This window comes from Roseivirga sp. E12, from assembly GCF_017592825.1.
Taxonomy (GTDB): Bacteria; Bacteroidota; Bacteroidia; order Cytophagales; family Cyclobacteriaceae; genus Roseivirga.
This window is the reverse complement of record NZ_JAGFMD010000007.1, coordinates 20,368-36,384: the sequence shown is the minus strand read 5'-3', so window position 1 is coordinate 36,384 and position 16,017 is coordinate 20,368. Positions and strand designations below refer to the sequence as shown.

Genomic DNA, 16,017 nt, shown 5'->3' with positions numbered 1-16,017 from the left:
AACAAAAAAAGGTAAGACATTACGCCTTACCTTCTAATTCAATTTTCTTTTAAAATCAATTTCCGGCAAGGACTTCTAGTCGGGCCTTATGTTTTCGGGCCTCAGTGTACTCTGAAGCTTCCTTATACTTTTCAATAATTTGATCCAAAGCCTTAATAGCTGCCGAAAGATCAGAAGCTTTTTCGTAGGCCAAAGATGCGCTTAACAAATATCCAGGAGCGAAAAATTCATCATCCACTGTTTCTGCCGCATCTAAATAGTTTTTAGCAGCCGTTGAAAAGTTTCCTTGCTCCATGTAAGCGTCACCCAAAAGCTTATTCGCTCTCGCCTGAACAATCTCCTCTGAAGTACTGAACTTCTCGAGATACTCAATAGCCTCGGCATAATTTCTTTGCTTTAAGTAAGCAGCGCCTGCATAGAAGTGTGCAAGGTTTGCTACTTCAGTACCACTGTAAATGTCAATAATATCTAAAAACCCTAAGCTTCTACCATCACCAAGAAGTGCAGATTCGATACTATCGTTTTCGTAATAGTATTGTGCTTGGAAAATCTCGTTTTGAGCGCTGTCGTTCTTTTGATCTTTCTTGTAGTCAAGGAAGAAAATCGCAGCTGCTCCTACCAAAACGATTAAACCTATAATCGCTCCAATAAACCCAATAGGGCCCACCTCTTTTTTGAATTGCTCAACTGTGTTAGCTGATTTTTGGGTGGTTTTTGTCTCCTCTGAAGAATTATTCTTCGCCATCTCTTGAAAATTAGGTCGCAAATATAAAGAAAATGTTGAATAACAAGGCTTTAAAACCTACTCCATTATATAAGGATAGTCGTCTTGGACATATACATCTTTGTAAGCTTCCGAAGGATCTGGGTATGGCGACTCCTCACCAAACTTCACACATTCTTCAACTTCTGCCTTGATTTTCACGTCAATTGCCTTCAAATCTTCAGCAGATGCCCATTTGTTATCCAAGATTTTAGCTCTTACAAATTCAATTGGGTCTCTGTCTTTGTACTCAGCAACTTCTTCTTTACTCCTGTATTTCGCAGGGTCAGACATAGAGTGTCCTTTATATCTATAAGTTCTGAACTCCAACAAGGTAGGTCCGTCACCTCTTCTTGCCCGATCAGCGGCTTCTTCAACTGCGACATGAACATTCTCTGGGTTCATCGCATCTACGGGTGCTGATGGCATATCGAATGCCTCGCCCAATGTATAGAGCTCTCTAACGTTAGAAGTTCGCTCTACGGAAGTACCCATGGCATAGCCATTGTTCTCAATCACAAAGATCACTGGTAGTTTCCAGGTCATTGCCATGTTTAAGGCTTCATGGAAGGCTCCCTGTCTTACAGCACCGTCTCCCATCATGCAGATACACAAGTTGTCTGTCTTGTTATATTTTTCGGCAAAGGCAATACCAGCACCTAATGGCACCTGACCACCTACAATACCATGTCCGCCAAAAAAGCCTTTCTCTTTGTCGAACATGTGCATGGATCCGCCTTTTCCCTTAGAAATACCAGTGGCCTTGGCCATTAACTCGGCCATGACTTTCTTAGGATCAGAACCTAAAGCCAATGGTTGACCATGATCACGATATGCAGTTATCCACTTATCCCCTTCTTTCAAAGCACTAACCGATCCACTAGAACATGCCTCTTGTCCAATGTACAAATGGCAAAATCCTTTGATCTTTTGTTGTCCGTAAAGCTGACCTGCCTTTTCTTCAAACCTTCTCTGAAACAACATATTCTCGAACCAGAACATGTATTGGTCTTTAGAAAATTTAGGCTTCTTAGTCGCCTTTGCTTTGCTTGTTCCTTTCGTTGCAGCCATAGCCTTATATTTTCGGAGGATTAACCTCTTATCTTCATTTATTAAAACAGGAGTGCGAAAATAAGACAAAAACCCTCAACTTTGAAATTAATGCACCTGGAATCGTTAAGGCTATCCAATTTCAAAAATTACCCTTCTGCTCAGCTTGAGTTTTCAAGCGAAATCAATTGTTTCTTGGGGAAAAATGGGAGCGGAAAAACAAATCTCTTAGATGCCATTTTCTATCTCTCCTTTACCAAAAGTGCCTCTCAATCACAGGATCAGCAATGCATACTTCACGATGAATCCTTTTTCTCGGTTCGCGGGAATTTCGAACTAGAAGAGAAATCTCGAACGGTGATTTGTGGCCTTCAATTAGGGAAAAAGAAACTCGTTAAGCTTGATGACAAGCCCTACAAACGAGCCAGCGAGCATGTAGGCAAATTTCCGGTCGTGCTCATCGCCCCGAATGATACAGACGTTATCCGAGGCACAAGTGAGGACAGACGCAAATTCTTTGACGCTATAATTTCGCAAGCAGACAGCCGATACCTTCAGGTTTTAATTCAATACAACCATGCCCTAAAGCAGAGAAATAGTCTGCTAAAGCAATTTGCTGAACGCGACTTTTTCGATGCCGACCAGTTGCAGCCCTTTACTGAAAAACTGATTGAACTGGGCAGTGAAATCTTCAAAACCCGCCAGAAATTTCTGAAAGCATTCCAAAAATTAGTCAATGGACATTATGCCAATCTTTCTGAAGAAAGTGAGGTAGTTGACCTTCAGTATGAATCCCATTTCTCTGATGATATAAGAGCAAAATTTGACGAAAGTCTTAAAAAAGATCTCATCCTCAAACGGACCAACATCGGTATCCACAAAGATGATTTTCCCTTCTTAATGGATCATAAGCCCATTCGAAAGTTTGGATCTCAAGGGCAACAGAAGTCATATTTGATTGCTCTAAAACTGGCGAACTTCGACTATCTGCATAAAAAGAAAGGTATCAAGCCCCTGCTTTTGCTCGATGACATTTTCGATAAACTAGACGACTTTAGAATTACCAAGCTCGTTGAAATGGTTGCTTCAGAAACTTTCGGTCAAATCTTTGTGACCGATGCCAGACCTGAACGGACCCTCGGTATTTTCGAAGAAATTAATCAAGACGTAAAGCTTTTTTCAATCGATCAGGGCCAGGTGCAAGTCCTTTCATAGGACAGGTTTTGACAATGAATATTATGACCTTGGACAACTAAGGGGCCACTGTCACGTAAAAAGTTGAGGTTCAACAAAAACAACTACCATGAAAACTACCTTAAAACAATCAGCTGTGGCGTTAACGCTCATTTTGTCAGCTACCCTTTTGTTCACCTCTATGAAATCTGCAGATGATGGCGGATATGACTGGATGAAAAACCGACTTAATGCTTCAAAAGCCTTTACCGTTGAAGTTCTGGAAGCAATGCCGGAAGACAGCTATGACTACAAGCCAAATGACGATCAGCGTACATTTGCGGCTCAGGCTTATCATATCGTGTACAGTATAGATTATTTCAGAAGGGCTCTCGAACAAGGTGCAGGTGCACAATGGGCCCCCGGTGATGAAAACTCAAAAACGAAAGAGGAGTTAGTGACATGGGCAAACGAGCAGTTTGATGCCATCAACACATTCATAATTGACCATGAATCTAACGATGCCTTCACCGCTGGTGTGATGTCTTATCTAGACCACAATGCTCATCACAGAGGCCAGATTGTAACTTATTTAAGAATGAAAGGAATCGCTCCTCCAAACTACAGATAGTCAATAACACCACTTATTAAAAGCGCCATTGCAGTCGATATTCGAATTGCAGTGGCGTTTTTTTATGATCAAATTTCGTAAATGTAGATTTTGTTTATATGTTTGTTCTACAAATACGAAATTTGAATTATGAAAGGAACTCAATTAGGCGAATTTGAGGAACTGGTTTTACTCATAGTAGGCGTTTTGCATCCAGAAGCCTATGGCCTCAACATTCGTGAAGAAATTATCAGCCAAACCAAAAGAAAGGTAGCTATTGGTGCAGTGCACTCTTCCCTTAGCAGACTGCAAGAAAAAGGCTTCTTAAAATCAGAACTGGCAGAAGCTACCCATGAGCGTGGCGGAAGGCGTAAGCGTCTCTTTAATATAACTGCTACTGGAAAAAGAGCCTTAGAAAAGAACCATGAATTAAGAAATGGTCTGTTCAATCAAATCCCAGAAATCGCACTTAAAGGATTGAATTTCGGTGGCATCTAAAGACCTATATAACCCACCCACACTAGCCGATCGACTCTTAAGAGCTGTTTGCAAAAACAGCTTGTTAGAGGAAATCGAAGGTGACCTTTTTGAGCACTATCAGGTTGAACGTGCTGAAAAGCCAAAGTGGAAAGCCAATCTGGCCTATTGGTTCCACATGTTCAATTTTCTCAGGCCATTCGCAATAAAAAAACTCGGTCAACACTCAAGTATCATCATTATGTATAGAAGCTATTTAAAATTCGCCATGCGCAATATGTGGCGTCAAAAAATGCACACCACTTTTAACCTACTGGGTCTTATTCTGGCTTTTACGGTCTGTGGTTTGATTTATCTGCATGTTCAACAAGAACTCTCCTACGATCGCTTTCACAAGAATTCTGAAGACATTTATCGTATTGCATGGATGAGCGAGAATCCCCAAACAAGAACGCCCCATCCTCTGGCACAGGCAATGGTTCAAGACCTTCCTGAAGTCGAGGCTGCGGTAAGTTTGTCCCCCATCTATGGTGCCGGACTGACCAAACAATCAACCAAACTGACACTTGAAGCAGAGAACATCAGCTTCAATGAACCCGATGGCTATTTCGTGGATAGTACTTTTTTCGATGTCTTTGATTTTAAGTTTATAGAAGGCAACCCAGAAACAGCACTCAAAAATCCCTGGGGCGTGATATTGTCCAAGTCAACGGCCGAAAGGTATTTCGGAGACAAACCGGCAGTCGGCAGTCGGCTTTCCCTTGATGTCAATATAGACATGCTTGAGGTGGTAGGTGTTGTAGAAGATGCACCAATCACTTCGCATTTTCACTTCAACTTTCTGATTTCTTATGTATCTCTTAAATCACTCAACTTCAATGATCCTTGGATGTCGTGGGCGGATTTTGGACACTTCAACTACGTCAAGCTTCGACCCGAAAGTGATGCGAAAGGATTGCAAGCCAGAATACCAAATTGGGTAGAGGGCTATTTAGATTGGTCTGAGGAGGGGCTAGAGCGACTTAGAGCAGGCGAGCTACGTTTTGAACTTCAGCCGATCCATGATATTCATTTACATTCTAATTTGCGATGGGAGCTAGAGTCAAATAGCAGTTTTTCATATCTTCTTATTTACGGTATCTCCGGTCTATTTATACTTCTGATATCCATCATTAATTTTGTAAATCTCAGTACCGCTCGTTCTGCTGAAAGGCTTAAAGAAGTCGGAGTTAAGAAAACATTGGGAGCTCAAAGGAAGCAACTCTTGGCGCAGTTTCTTTTCGAATCTCTCATTATCTCTTTTGGATCAATGGCCTTGGCAATCTTTGCCATTTATGGCCTAGAACACCCATTTAACCAATTGGTAAATGGTAACATTGTCGCTGATCATGTCTGGCAAACGTCCCCGATGATCTTTATGATTAGTGCCACTGTTCTGACTGCGGTTCTTGCAGCAGCCTATCCTTCTTTCTATCTAAACTCCCTAGATCCGGGCCGGATTTTACAAGGCACATCTAAAAAGAAAGTTGGAGGTGCGGCCATCAGAAACAGTTTATTGGGAGTACAGCTTGTAGCGGCCATTGTGATGGTCAGCGGCAGCCTAATTATCAATGGCCAGATAAGGTTTTTGAAACAAAAGGACCTGGGCTTCAAGCAGGAGAACCTCGTTATAATTGACCTGTCTAATTATGAAAACAGGTCTGAACTTCTGAAGACATCTTTCAGTCAAGCCGCGGGAGTTACATCGGTTGCAGCCGTCTCCAATGTCCCTGGCGGTCAGTTCAACCAACACCCAATTTACACTGAAGAAAATCCGTCTTTAACAATTGATGCAGCCGAAGCCTTCATAGATGATGATGCCATGGAAGTATTAGGCATAGAGCTTGTTGCTGGCAGAATGCTTGATGAAACGATGGCGGCAGATTCTGCAGGCGTTTCTTTTCTAATCAATGAAAGCGCTGCCAGAGATTTGAACTTGGAAAACCCTGTTGGCAAAAACCTTTTTTGGGTTGACAATGAAAATCTCGTCAAGGGTCAAATTGTAGGGGTAGTCAAAGACTTCCATTACAAATCGTTGCACGTACCAATTAGACCTCTAATCATGATGAGCAGGCCAAGAGGTTTCAACTATGTAGTTGCTAACATTGATGCTCAAAACCTGAGTAGTACACTGCCTAAACTGGAAGAGGCATATAAGGAGATATATCCTCAAACTGACTTTGTCTATAGGTTCTTGGATGATGAAATAGCGGCTCTTTATCAAGAGGAATCTAGGACCTTGGTATTAACATCCTTACTCTCCGGCATATCAATTTTCCTAGCCATTGCAGGTCTCATAGGCATAGTGTCAATAGCCATTAAACAGCGCATTAAAGAAATTGGAATTCGCAAAATACTTGGAGCAACAGGTAAGCAAATTCTTTTACTCATCAACATCCGATACATCATTATTGGGAGCGTTGCCAGCCTTGTGGCTATACCGGCTGCCTATATTTTTATGAACCGTTGGCTCGATAATTTTACATACCAGAATATAATCAACCCATTTGTATTCATCCTTACGGCAGGAGCAGCCTTGGCATTAATCTTTGTGACAATCAGTGGCATATCTATCAGGACCATCAGAAGCAATCCGGCTGATGCCTTGAGAAACGAATAATGTCACTTCCAAAAACATATTCAACACCACGCTTGGTCAGCTCTCTTCTCAATAGAATCTGCAAAGACGAACTGCTGGAAGAAATTGAAGGGGATCTTTTTGAGCACTATCAAACCTTGAGGTCAAAGAATCCCAAATGGAAAGCCAATATCTACTATTGGTTCCATGCCTTCCATTTCTTACGTCCATTTGCACTCAAAAGAATAAGTCAAAACTCAAATTTCATTACCATGTATAGAAGTCACATAAAATTTGCTTGGCGCAATGTCCTAAAGCATAAAGGCAGCACAGGTATCAATGTAGCTAGCCTGGGCGTAGGCATTGCCTGCTTTATTTTCATTTTCATTTATCTGAAAGGCGAACTCTCCTATGATAAATTCCATCAAGATTCTGACCGAATTTATCGAGTCGCTATCGATTTTGTAGACGGGACTGGACGAAGGTTGCCTGATGCCACTACACCTCCTGCACTCGCTCCGGCCTTAAAGAGTGAGTTTCCCGAGGTTGAATCTTCTGTCAGACTATACCCGAGCTGGGGCTCCAAATTCCTAATAGGAGCGAATGAGGAGAGTAAATTCTACGAAGAAAGATTTTTGAGAACTGACTCCACTTTCTTTGATGTTTTCGATTTCAAAGTGCTTTACGGTCAAGCAGACGGAGCCCTCGATGACCCGAGTCAAATAGTCATCACAAAGAGTATGGCCCAAAAGTATTTCGGGCGTGAAGATGTGATTGGTGAATCGCTCACCATCTACGCCTCAGAAAACAGAGTGTTAAACATCTCAGCGGTCCTCGAAGATGTGCCTGGCAATTCCCATTTCAAGTTCGACTTTCTCAGCAGAATTACTTCTGACAATATTGATCAAAACTGGGGTTGGTTTAACTATTACACCTACATGAAACTGGTGGCTCAAGCAGACATTCAGAACATGGAGACTAGACTACAACCATTTTATGAATCAAACCTAAGACCTGCAGAATTCTATAATATCATTTATTCACAACCCATTACCGACATCCACCTAAGGTCAAATCTAAAATGGGAATTAGAGGCGAATGGAGACATTAACAACATTTATATCTTCGCTGCGCTCGGCATTTTTGTACTCCTAATTTCTTGTTTGAATTATTTGAATCTTACAGTCGCTGGTTCCCTCAGGCGTTTTAAAGAGGTTGGTGTAAGAAAGGTTTTTGGCGCACACAGACAGGCACTTGTTGGCCAGTTTATTGTCGAGACGCTTTTGGTTACAATCATTGCTTTGGTGCTGGGCAGCCTTTTCTCTGAATTTCTATTCGTCAATCTCAGCGATATACTTGGTAAAGAGGTCTCACTACTTCAACCGGAAAACACAATCGTCTTCTTGATTATTGCAGCTATGATTATTGCAATTGGATTGATCGCTGGACTATACCCTGCCTTGCACCTGTCATCCTTTAAGGCGGCCAATGCAGTAAAGGGGATTTTTAAAAATTCAGGGAAATCAGTTCTGGGTCTTAGAAAGGTGCTTCTAGTGGTACAGTTCGCAATTTCAGCCTTCATGATCTTTGGTACTATTGCTGTCTACCAGCAGCTACAGCACGTGAAAAATAAGGACAAGGGTTTTGGTCCAGACCAAGTATTGGTCATTGAAAATGCCGAAAGTGTGGCCAACCAAGATGTTCTAAAAAATGAACTTACTAAAATCCCATCTGTCGCTCAAGCCGGTATTTCGAATGGCATAGTAGGTGGTCTTAACTGGACAACTGGCATTGGTTATCCTGATCAGTTTACGATGAACTATGTAGTGATCGACCCCGACTTTGTCGAAGCCATGGACTTTGAGCTGATTGCTGGGAGAAACTTTTCCAAAGAAAGGCCAACGGATACTGAAGGCCTCACAATGATAATTAATGAAACCGCATTCACGGAGTTGGGGATTAGCCTTGAAGACTTGGAAAAAGAAATTCCAATGGCACGTCAAAATGACTCAACCACCAGAAACGGAAAAATAATTGGAGTGGTTAAAGACTTTCATTTCACAGATTACAAATCTTCCATTAAGCCTTTTGCCTTCTTCTATAGACAAGAGCCAATGGATTATCTGAACGTTAAAATTTCTACAGAGAATGTCTCCGAAACCTTGAGAGCAATAGAGGCTACTTGGTCAGAAGTCAGTAACGGTGCGCCTTTAGAATACTTCTTCTTGGACCAGACTTTCTCCGATTTATATGCCCAGGAGAGTAGACTATCAAGTATTCTTCTTTATCTCACCGTTTTGGCATTGTTCATTGCAGCAATAGGCATGTTCTCCATCGCTAATATGACTATCAAGGACAAGAGAAAAGAAATCGCTATTCGAAAGGTGCTCGGAGGATCCGTCTCTGGAGTATCAAACCAGATTATAAAGAAGTTTATTGTCTTAGTGCTTATCGCTAATCTGATCGCAGGCCCTATTGCCTACTTCATTATGCAAAATTGGCTTGATGGCTTTGCCTATAGAACTTCCTTAAGTGTATTCCTCTTTGTGGTAGCCGCTGGCTCAACATTACTTGTAGCATGGGTTACAGTCGGTGCGCAATCAGTCCGAGCTGCAGTATCTAACCCTGTCAAGAGCCTTAGAGCTGAATGATCATTGACAGGCCAAGGAATAACCCTTTCGATATTATGAGTGGGTTATTTCCTGTTATGGGCTATTGACTTAACCGCCACTGCCTATGATTTGATAACCCTCTGCCTCAGTGGGTATCTTAAATTCAATCGGATCAATTTCTGCTAGTATTATTTCAGTAACCTCTACCAATGCCTCAATTTTTCCTCTTTCGTTCAATAGCTCTCTCCTTAACACCAAACCATCATCTAACTCATGGGCATAAGAGAGATAAGTCTCCCAGCCAGAAAAAAGTGAAAAGGAGCTGAGATTGTTAATTTTTATCTCATCCGTCACCCACAGAACAAAGGTTTCCTTGATGGCAAAATTGGCATTCTCCTTTGTCACAATGTATTTTCTACACCTATAACCTAAAAAATCTTTCCATTCGTCTGTAATTTCTACATCCGACTTATTGTTTTCAGTAACTGGTTGCTGAGCTAAATACTCAACAGTTGATCCCCCTAAGTTAATTCTTGCACGCTTTAGGCTCTTAGTGTTGAACACTACTTCTGGTATTTCAAAACCTCTTTCATTAGCGAATAAAGGATTGACAAACTTTATCCTAAACTGATCTCCTTGAAACAACATCTCTGAGACCATATGAAGGCGACCGCCATTCGAATGATTAACCTTAAGTCTTCCTTCAAAATAACTAGTACCCTTTTCTTCAACTGAGCTTTGAAAAGCATAGAGTGGACTGATAAAAGCCATTAACAATATAATTGACATTAAGTAAAAACTTCTTCTGGGTGGATGGTCTATAGATGTTGTCATCCAATAAATATATCCAACTTGAAGGAATATATTCAATTAATAAATCTTAGGGAACGTGGTTCTTATTCTACACAATGGTACAAAAACACAGGATAATGAGATAAGTGAATGTCCTCATTTTCTAATTAAAACTACATTTAGGAATTTTTAATTTGACTTTCTGTTTTTAAAAACTACATTTAGGAATTAAATTCTACTTGTAATGAAAAAATATCAGTTAGGAGAGTTCGAAGAACTCGTCTTGCTTACGGTTGGAGTACTCTATGGTGAGGCTTATGGTGTTGCCATTAAAGAAGAGATCGAAGAACGCCATAACCGTAAAGTTTCTGTCGGGGCATTGCAATCTGCCCTTAGACGCATGGAAGACAAGGGGTTTCTGACCTCTGAATTAGGTGAATCAACCAAAGCTCGTGGTGGCAAAAGAAAGCGATACTTCAAAATAACTGCTCACGGCAAAAACGCGCTTGACCACAACATTCAAACGCGTCTCGAACTCTGGAATCAAATTCCGGATATAGCGTTTGATTTCAAGCTATGCTAAAAAGACTTGGTCTTTGGATTTTTAAGAGTTACTGCCATCCTGATTTCCAGGAAGACATTCTTGGAGACCTCGAAGAATATTACGAGTGGAATTCGGAGGAAAAGGGTTCCAAATATGCCGATCGGAAATTCCTTGTTGATGCGATCCTCCTATTCAGGCTCTCACTACTCAAAGACAACTTACTTACTCAAAATATAATTTATACAACCATGGTCAAAAACAATTTAAAAATGGCGTATAGGAGCATGATGCGTCATAAATTCTATTCATTGCTCAACCTAGCAGGCTTGGCTATCAGTATGACGGTCTGTGTATTCATTGCTATATACGTTCAAAATGAACTCAGCTTTGACAAACACATCAATGACTCCGAAAGAATTTATAGGATAGCAACGCATATCAAATATGCTGACAACCTCTTTAATATTCCAGCGGCTCCAGACCCAATGGCAAAAGCACTCAAAGAAGACTTCCCTGAAATTGAGTTTGCGGCTAGAACACATAATAATTCAACCAACCTAGTCGAGGTGGATTCTAAATTTTTTAGACAAAGTGGAGTTACTTATGCCGATCAATCATTTTTTGATGTTTTTGATTTCCAATTGCTTCGAGGAGATAAAGAACACCTTCTAGATGAGCCCAACACGACTGTTCTTGAAGAAAGTACTGCCAAGAAACTTTTTGGAGAAAAAGATCCAATCGGCCAAATCATCAAGTATAATGAACAATTCGACCTTAAAGTAACAGGAGTCATTAAGGACATTCCTGAAAACACGCACTTCGATTATGACATGTTCATAACAACCCTGAATGATCGAAGTGCCTCACAAAACATCTGGCTCAGCAACAACTTCATTACTTACTTAAAGCTGGCTGAAGGGCATACAAAGGAATCCATGGAAGCAAAACTCCCAGAGTTTATTGAAAGACATATTGGTCCTCAAGTAAAGCGACTTATGAACGTGAGTTATAAGGATGCCGTGGCAAGTGGTGGTCTGTCAATCAACTATTATTTACAGCCCTTGGAAAGCATACACCTGCACTCAAAACTCGACTTTGAATTGGGCGAAACAGGGACCATCAGTCAGGTTTACATGTTCAGTATTATTGGGCTTTTCATACTATTGATCGCCTGCATAAACTTTATGAATATGTCTACCGCTCGAGCTTCTGTTCGAGCCAAAGAGGTGGGCGTAAGAAAAGTACTCGGTTCACTTCGCAAACAGCTTATCAGCCAGTTCTTAACGGAGTCAATCATCAACGCGGGTTTAGCATTGATATTAGCTGTGGGTATGGTTTATCTGATTCTACCCGGGTTTAACCAGTTGACAGGCAAGTCTATAGTCGACCCAATTTTTGGAACCAATGGTTTGTGGCTCTCCCTCTTGATAGGTACCGTTATTATAGGAATTCTAGCAGGCATTTACCCGGCATTTATCCTTTCTAGCTTCAGACCAATCAAAGTAATCAAAGGGGAGCTAACGAGTGGTAAAGGATCTACTTGGATGAGGAATATTCTAGTTGTGATCCAGTTCGCAACTTCCATTTTTCTGATCATTGCTTCAATCGTCATCTACAGTCAACTCGACTATCTGCAATCAAAAAAACTAGGGTTCAACAAGGACCAAATTCTTATCATTAACGAAACCCAATTATTGGGCAATCAGATAGAAGTCTTTAAGAATGAATTGGAGAAGGAGGCCATTATTGAAAGCGTCTCTATCAGTGGCTACATACCAGGCACAAATATTAATAGCGACACTCCTCTTTTAAGAGAAGACGCAACATCACCTGAAGATGGTGTGGCTATTCAACATTGGTCTGTGGACTATGACTATATCGAAACATTTGATATTGAATTAGTTCAGGGGCGCTTCTTCTCTGAAGAATTCGCAAGTGACAGCACTGCATTAGTCGTCAACGAGACTGCCTTGAGAAGATTTGGGTATTCAGAAGACCCAATCGGCAAAAAAGTGAAGACACTGGCGGGTATAGCTGGCAATACAGCACAGACCTTTACGATTATCGGAGTCATGAGAGATTTTCAATTTAAATCCATGACAGAATCTATTCAACCTCATGCACTATTATTAGAAAGAAGCACAGGTGCCGTAAATGTGAAGTTTAACAAAGAAGCTGCTGGTGAGGTGATTAGCAGTGTGGAGAACATCTGGAATAAATTTGCTGAGGGACGGCCTTTCGAGTATTCATTCCTGGATCAGATATTTGAGTCCTCGTTCCGTGATCAGAATAGAGATAAGACCATCTTCGCAATTTTTGCTGCCCTTGCCATTATCATTGCCTGCTTAGGCTTATTTGGCCTAGCTGCCTTTATTACAGAGCAACGAAAAAAAGAAATCGGGATTCGTAAAGTGCTTGGTGCCTCTACTCAGACACTACTTAGGTTGCTGTTCAGCAATTTTACCGGCCTAATCCTAATCTCCTCGGTAATCGCCATACCAATCGTTTGGTGGTATCTAAATGATTGGCTGATAGACTATCCTGAAGCAATAACTCTGAACCCCATGTTCTTTTTTATAGGTGTATCCATTGTATTAATAGTGGCTATGCTAACGGTAGGCTTTCAGTCATTCAAAGCCGCTAAGAAAAACCCTATAGACAATTTGAGGTATGAGTAATCCCCGTTATAAAAAGCATCCCACTTCGTCTCTAACAACACCATGTTAAAACGATTTGCCCTTTGGCTATTCAGAGGATACTGTCATCCTGACTTTCAAGAAGACATTCTTGGAGATCTGGATGAATACTATGAATCAAATTTTTTGAGGAAAGGAAAGCGCTATGCCGAGGCCAAATTTTTGGTTGATGTCATACTGCTCTTTCGACTTTCGCTACTACGAAAGCACCTCAACACTAGACAAACAATCTATACAGCTATGGTCAAAAACATATTTAAAACAGCATTGCGGATCTTTTGGAAAGAGCGTGGTTATTCAGTCATGAATATAATGGGGCTCACTGTAGGCATTGCCGCCAGTATGCTTCTACTCCTATATGTGCAGTCCGAAAAGTCTGTCAATCAATTCCATAAAGACATTGATAATATTTATCAAGTCATGGAACATCAGACGTATCCAGGAGCAATTTACTCCTACGAATCCAACCCTGGCCCTTTGGTTACCGCATTCAAGGGTGACATGCCAGAAGTAGAATACATGGCAGCATTTACATGGCCAGAAGAAATGCTTTTCGTATTAAATGGTCAAGGTTATAAGGAGACAGGTCGATGGGCCAGCGAAGATTTCTTCCACATTTTTGATGTTGATTTCCTAGAGGGTCAAAAGGAGAATTCACTAACAGACCCCACCAAAGTCTACATTTCAAAAAGTTTTAAGGAGCGAATATTTGGGAATCAAGCAGCACTATCACAGACAATAGAGATTGACGGCTGGGGACAATATCAGGTTGGAGGCGTTTTCGAAGATGTACCTAGCGAAACCACCATTGATTTTGATTTTATTATGCCATACGAACCATGGCGTGTGAGAAATAATTGGGTAGAGGAATGGGGTAATAATGGCATCAGGGGCCTTGCGAAGCTCATGCCCGGTGTAGATATGCATGATTTTAATGCCAAGATAGAGGGTTATGTAGATGGCAAAATGCCCGATGAGGAATCTATAATAAGAATTTTTGTTCAGCCTTTTAAAGACCGCTATTTATACAACAAATATGAAAATGGAGTCATTGTCGGTGGAAGAATTACATACGTCAAGCTCTTTACGGCAGTCGCCTTTTTCATTCTACTAATAGCCGTAATCAACTTCATGAATCTCTCTACGGCAAGGTCAACCAAGCGTGCCAAAGAAGTCGGTGTTAAGAAGGTGGTAGGCTCTACTAGAAGTCAATTGCAGTTTCAATTTATGTTAGAGTCGGTACTATTGGCTCTGATATCGACCCTCTTAGCTGGATTCTTGATATCCATTGTCATCCAACCCCTTAATCATTTGGTAGGAAAGGAAATGACTTTTTCGCTTATCCAATGGGATCAATCTCTTTTGCTGGTATCCCTTGGTCTCGGGGTAGGCATTTTAGCTGGCATTTACCCTTCGTTTGTTCTATCTGGCTTTAAAGCCTTGAGTGTTTTAAAGGGATCATTTAAGAGTTCAGGATGGTCTAATGGTATGCGGAAGGGTTTGGTGGTTTTTCAGTTTACCATCTCTACTGTACTAATCATTTCTACGCTTATTATTCGTAGCCAAATGGATTACATAAAGGGTAAGAACCTCGGCTATGAGAAGGAGCACCTTGTAACCTTACCAGTGGAGGGCGTTCTCCAAAACGAATCAATACGCGAGCAATTAAAAACCTCTATTCTATCCAACCCAAATTTTACACATGCCTCCTTTTCGTCAGGCACGCCCATTGGTATTGAGAGTTCTACTTCAGGCGGTTATTCCTGGGAAGGAAAAGAAGGTGACCATGATAACAACTTTTACATCATCAGATCGGACGCTGACTTCACTGATACCTATGGAATGGAAATTATTGAGGGAAGAGGTTTTGATAAGAACCTCGCCACCGACACTATGAATCTGATCATCAATGAACAGACCGCCAAAATCATGAACTTGGAAGACCCGTTTTCAGTGCCGGTTACTTTTTGGAACAGAACCGGCCGTGTAATAGGCATCGTCAAAGACTTTCACTTTAGCTCACTACATGAGAGTATCGAACCCATGTTGATCTCCTATCGTCCAAATTTTACTTCTACACTGACCTTGAGAATCACTGGTCAGAACATTCCAGAGAGTCTAGAGTACCTAGAGGGTTTAGTTACTGAACTCAACCCGAATTATCCTTTTGACTACAGTTTTGTAGACGAAAGCTATGAACAGCTTTACCAAAGCGAATCCACCATAAGCATTTTGACTGATTATTTTTCAGGCATAGCAGTTTTCATATCCTTGCTCGGTCTATTTGGCCTATCAAGTTTCGCTGCTGAGCAGCGCATAAAGGAGATAGGGGTAAGAAAGGTTCTAGGAGCCAATATTTTTAACCTGATCCTTCTGATGTCAAAGGGCTTTCTTTTCTTAGTCGGGATAGGTTTTGTACTGGCAGCTCCCCTGGGCTATACATTCATGAATAACTGGCTCGAATCCTTCGAATATAGAACACAAATAGGGGTCTCGGTTTTTATCCTAGCGGCCAGTATTTCATTACTGATTACCATTCTCACGGTGAGTTATCATGCACTGAAAGCTGCTTATGCCAACCCGGTGAAGAGCTTGCGCTATGAATGAGAGTAAATAGATCTTATTGTAATGATTGACCATTGGGCTCGTCTTGGGGGTAACCTCGAAACTCAAATCAAAGCCC

The 16,017-nt window shown here is 41.2% G+C and carries 11 protein-coding genes; 8 read left to right on the top strand and 3 right to left on the bottom strand.

The window, feature by feature from the left end; genetic code table 11:
• Positions 1 to 55 precede the first annotated feature (55 nt).
• Together J4E76_RS15115 and pdhA are read right to left on the bottom strand one after the other, a co-directional pair.
• Positions 56 to 745, bottom strand: coding sequence for a tol-pal system YbgF family protein (locus J4E76_RS15115; protein ID WP_208505596.1), 690 nt, complete (start codon positions 743 to 745; stop codon positions 56 to 58).
• Positions 746 to 802: 57 nt separating this feature from the next.
• Positions 803 to 1,834, bottom strand: coding sequence for a pyruvate dehydrogenase (acetyl-transferring) E1 component subunit alpha (pdhA, locus tag J4E76_RS15110; protein WP_208505594.1), 1,032 nt, complete (start codon positions 1,832 to 1,834; stop codon positions 803 to 805).
• 90 nt (positions 1,835 to 1,924) lie between these two features.
• Here pdhA and J4E76_RS15105 point away from each other — a divergent pair, with 90 nt between their 5' ends.
• The 5 genes from J4E76_RS15105 (at position 1,925) to J4E76_RS15085 (ending at position 9,341) form a co-directional block, all read left to right on the top strand.
• Complete coding sequence (locus tag J4E76_RS15105) at positions 1,925 to 3,028, top strand: DNA replication/repair protein RecF (protein WP_208505592.1); 1,104 nt, start codon at positions 1,925 to 1,927, stop codon at positions 3,026 to 3,028.
• A gap of 88 nt (positions 3,029 to 3,116) precedes the next feature.
• A complete protein-coding gene (locus tag J4E76_RS15100; protein WP_208505591.1) occupies positions 3,117 to 3,617 on the top strand; it encodes a DinB family protein in 501 nt (166 codons plus the stop codon).
• A gap of 129 nt (positions 3,618 to 3,746) precedes the next feature.
• Positions 3,747 to 4,094 (top strand): PadR family transcriptional regulator, encoded by a 348-nt coding sequence (locus tag J4E76_RS15095; protein WP_208505588.1) that lies wholly within the window; start codon positions 3,747 to 3,749, stop codon positions 4,092 to 4,094.
• Positions 4,084 to 6,732 carry an FtsX-like permease family protein gene (locus J4E76_RS15090; protein WP_208505586.1) on the top strand — a complete coding sequence of 883 codons (2,649 nt, stop codon included), beginning with the start codon at positions 4,084 to 4,086 and terminating at the stop codon, positions 6,730 to 6,732. Before J4E76_RS15095 ends, J4E76_RS15090 begins: the two co-directional genes overlap by 11 nt.
• Complete coding sequence (locus tag J4E76_RS15085) at positions 6,732 to 9,341, top strand: ABC transporter permease (RefSeq protein WP_208505584.1); 2,610 nt, start codon at positions 6,732 to 6,734, stop codon at positions 9,339 to 9,341. The genes J4E76_RS15090 and J4E76_RS15085 overlap by 1 nt, the downstream gene beginning before the upstream one ends.
• Before the next feature lie 69 nt (positions 9,342 to 9,410).
• Here the strand turns inward: J4E76_RS15085 and J4E76_RS15080 are convergent, their stop codons facing one another.
• Complete coding sequence (locus tag J4E76_RS15080) at positions 9,411 to 10,073, bottom strand: hypothetical protein (protein ID WP_208505582.1); 663 nt, start codon at positions 10,071 to 10,073, stop codon at positions 9,411 to 9,413.
• 265 nt (positions 10,074 to 10,338) lie between these two features.
• Between J4E76_RS15080 and J4E76_RS15075 the strand changes: the two genes are divergently transcribed.
• The 3 genes from J4E76_RS15075 to J4E76_RS15065 are packed head-to-tail and all read left to right on the top strand — an operon-like array spanning position 10,339 to position 15,941.
• Positions 10,339 to 10,677: a PadR family transcriptional regulator gene (locus J4E76_RS15075; protein WP_208505581.1), complete on the top strand. Its 339-nt coding sequence runs from the start codon at positions 10,339 to 10,341 to the stop codon at positions 10,675 to 10,677.
• Positions 10,671 to 13,316 (top strand): ABC transporter permease, encoded by a 2,646-nt coding sequence (locus J4E76_RS15070; protein WP_208505579.1) that lies wholly within the window; start codon positions 10,671 to 10,673, stop codon positions 13,314 to 13,316. Before J4E76_RS15075 ends, J4E76_RS15070 begins: the two co-directional genes overlap by 7 nt.
• Before the next feature lie 42 nt (positions 13,317 to 13,358).
• Entirely contained in the window at positions 13,359 to 15,941 is a 2,583-nt protein-coding gene (locus tag J4E76_RS15065; RefSeq protein ID WP_208505577.1) for an ABC transporter permease, read from the top strand.
• Positions 15,942 to 16,017: the final 76 nt, after the last annotated feature.

What these genes read in the sequence shown, in the direction of transcription:
- J4E76_RS15115 (WP_208505596.1), bottom strand. Translation starts at nt 745, where the DNA reads ATGGCGAAGAATAATTCTTCAGAGGAGACAAAAACCACCCAAAAATCA.
- pdhA (WP_208505594.1), bottom strand. Translation starts at nt 1,834, where the DNA reads ATGGCTGCAACGAAAGGAACAAGCAAAGCAAAGGCGACTAAGAAGCCT.
- J4E76_RS15105 (WP_208505592.1), top strand. Translation starts at nt 1,925, where the DNA reads ATGCACCTGGAATCGTTAAGGCTATCCAATTTCAAAAATTACCCTTCT.
- J4E76_RS15100 (WP_208505591.1), top strand. Translation starts at nt 3,117, where the DNA reads ATGAAAACTACCTTAAAACAATCAGCTGTGGCGTTAACGCTCATTTTG.
- J4E76_RS15095 (WP_208505588.1), top strand. Translation starts at nt 3,747, where the DNA reads ATGAAAGGAACTCAATTAGGCGAATTTGAGGAACTGGTTTTACTCATA.
- J4E76_RS15085 (WP_208505584.1), top strand. Translation starts at nt 6,732, where the DNA reads ATGTCACTTCCAAAAACATATTCAACACCACGCTTGGTCAGCTCTCTT.
- J4E76_RS15080 (WP_208505582.1), bottom strand. Translation starts at nt 10,073, where the DNA reads ATGGCTTTTATCAGTCCACTCTATGCTTTTCAAAGCTCAGTTGAAGAA.
- J4E76_RS15075 (WP_208505581.1), top strand. Translation starts at nt 10,339, where the DNA reads ATGAAAAAATATCAGTTAGGAGAGTTCGAAGAACTCGTCTTGCTTACG.
- J4E76_RS15070 (WP_208505579.1), top strand. Translation starts at nt 10,671, where the DNA reads ATGCTAAAAAGACTTGGTCTTTGGATTTTTAAGAGTTACTGCCATCCT.
- J4E76_RS15065 (WP_208505577.1), top strand. Translation starts at nt 13,359, where the DNA reads ATGTTAAAACGATTTGCCCTTTGGCTATTCAGAGGATACTGTCATCCT.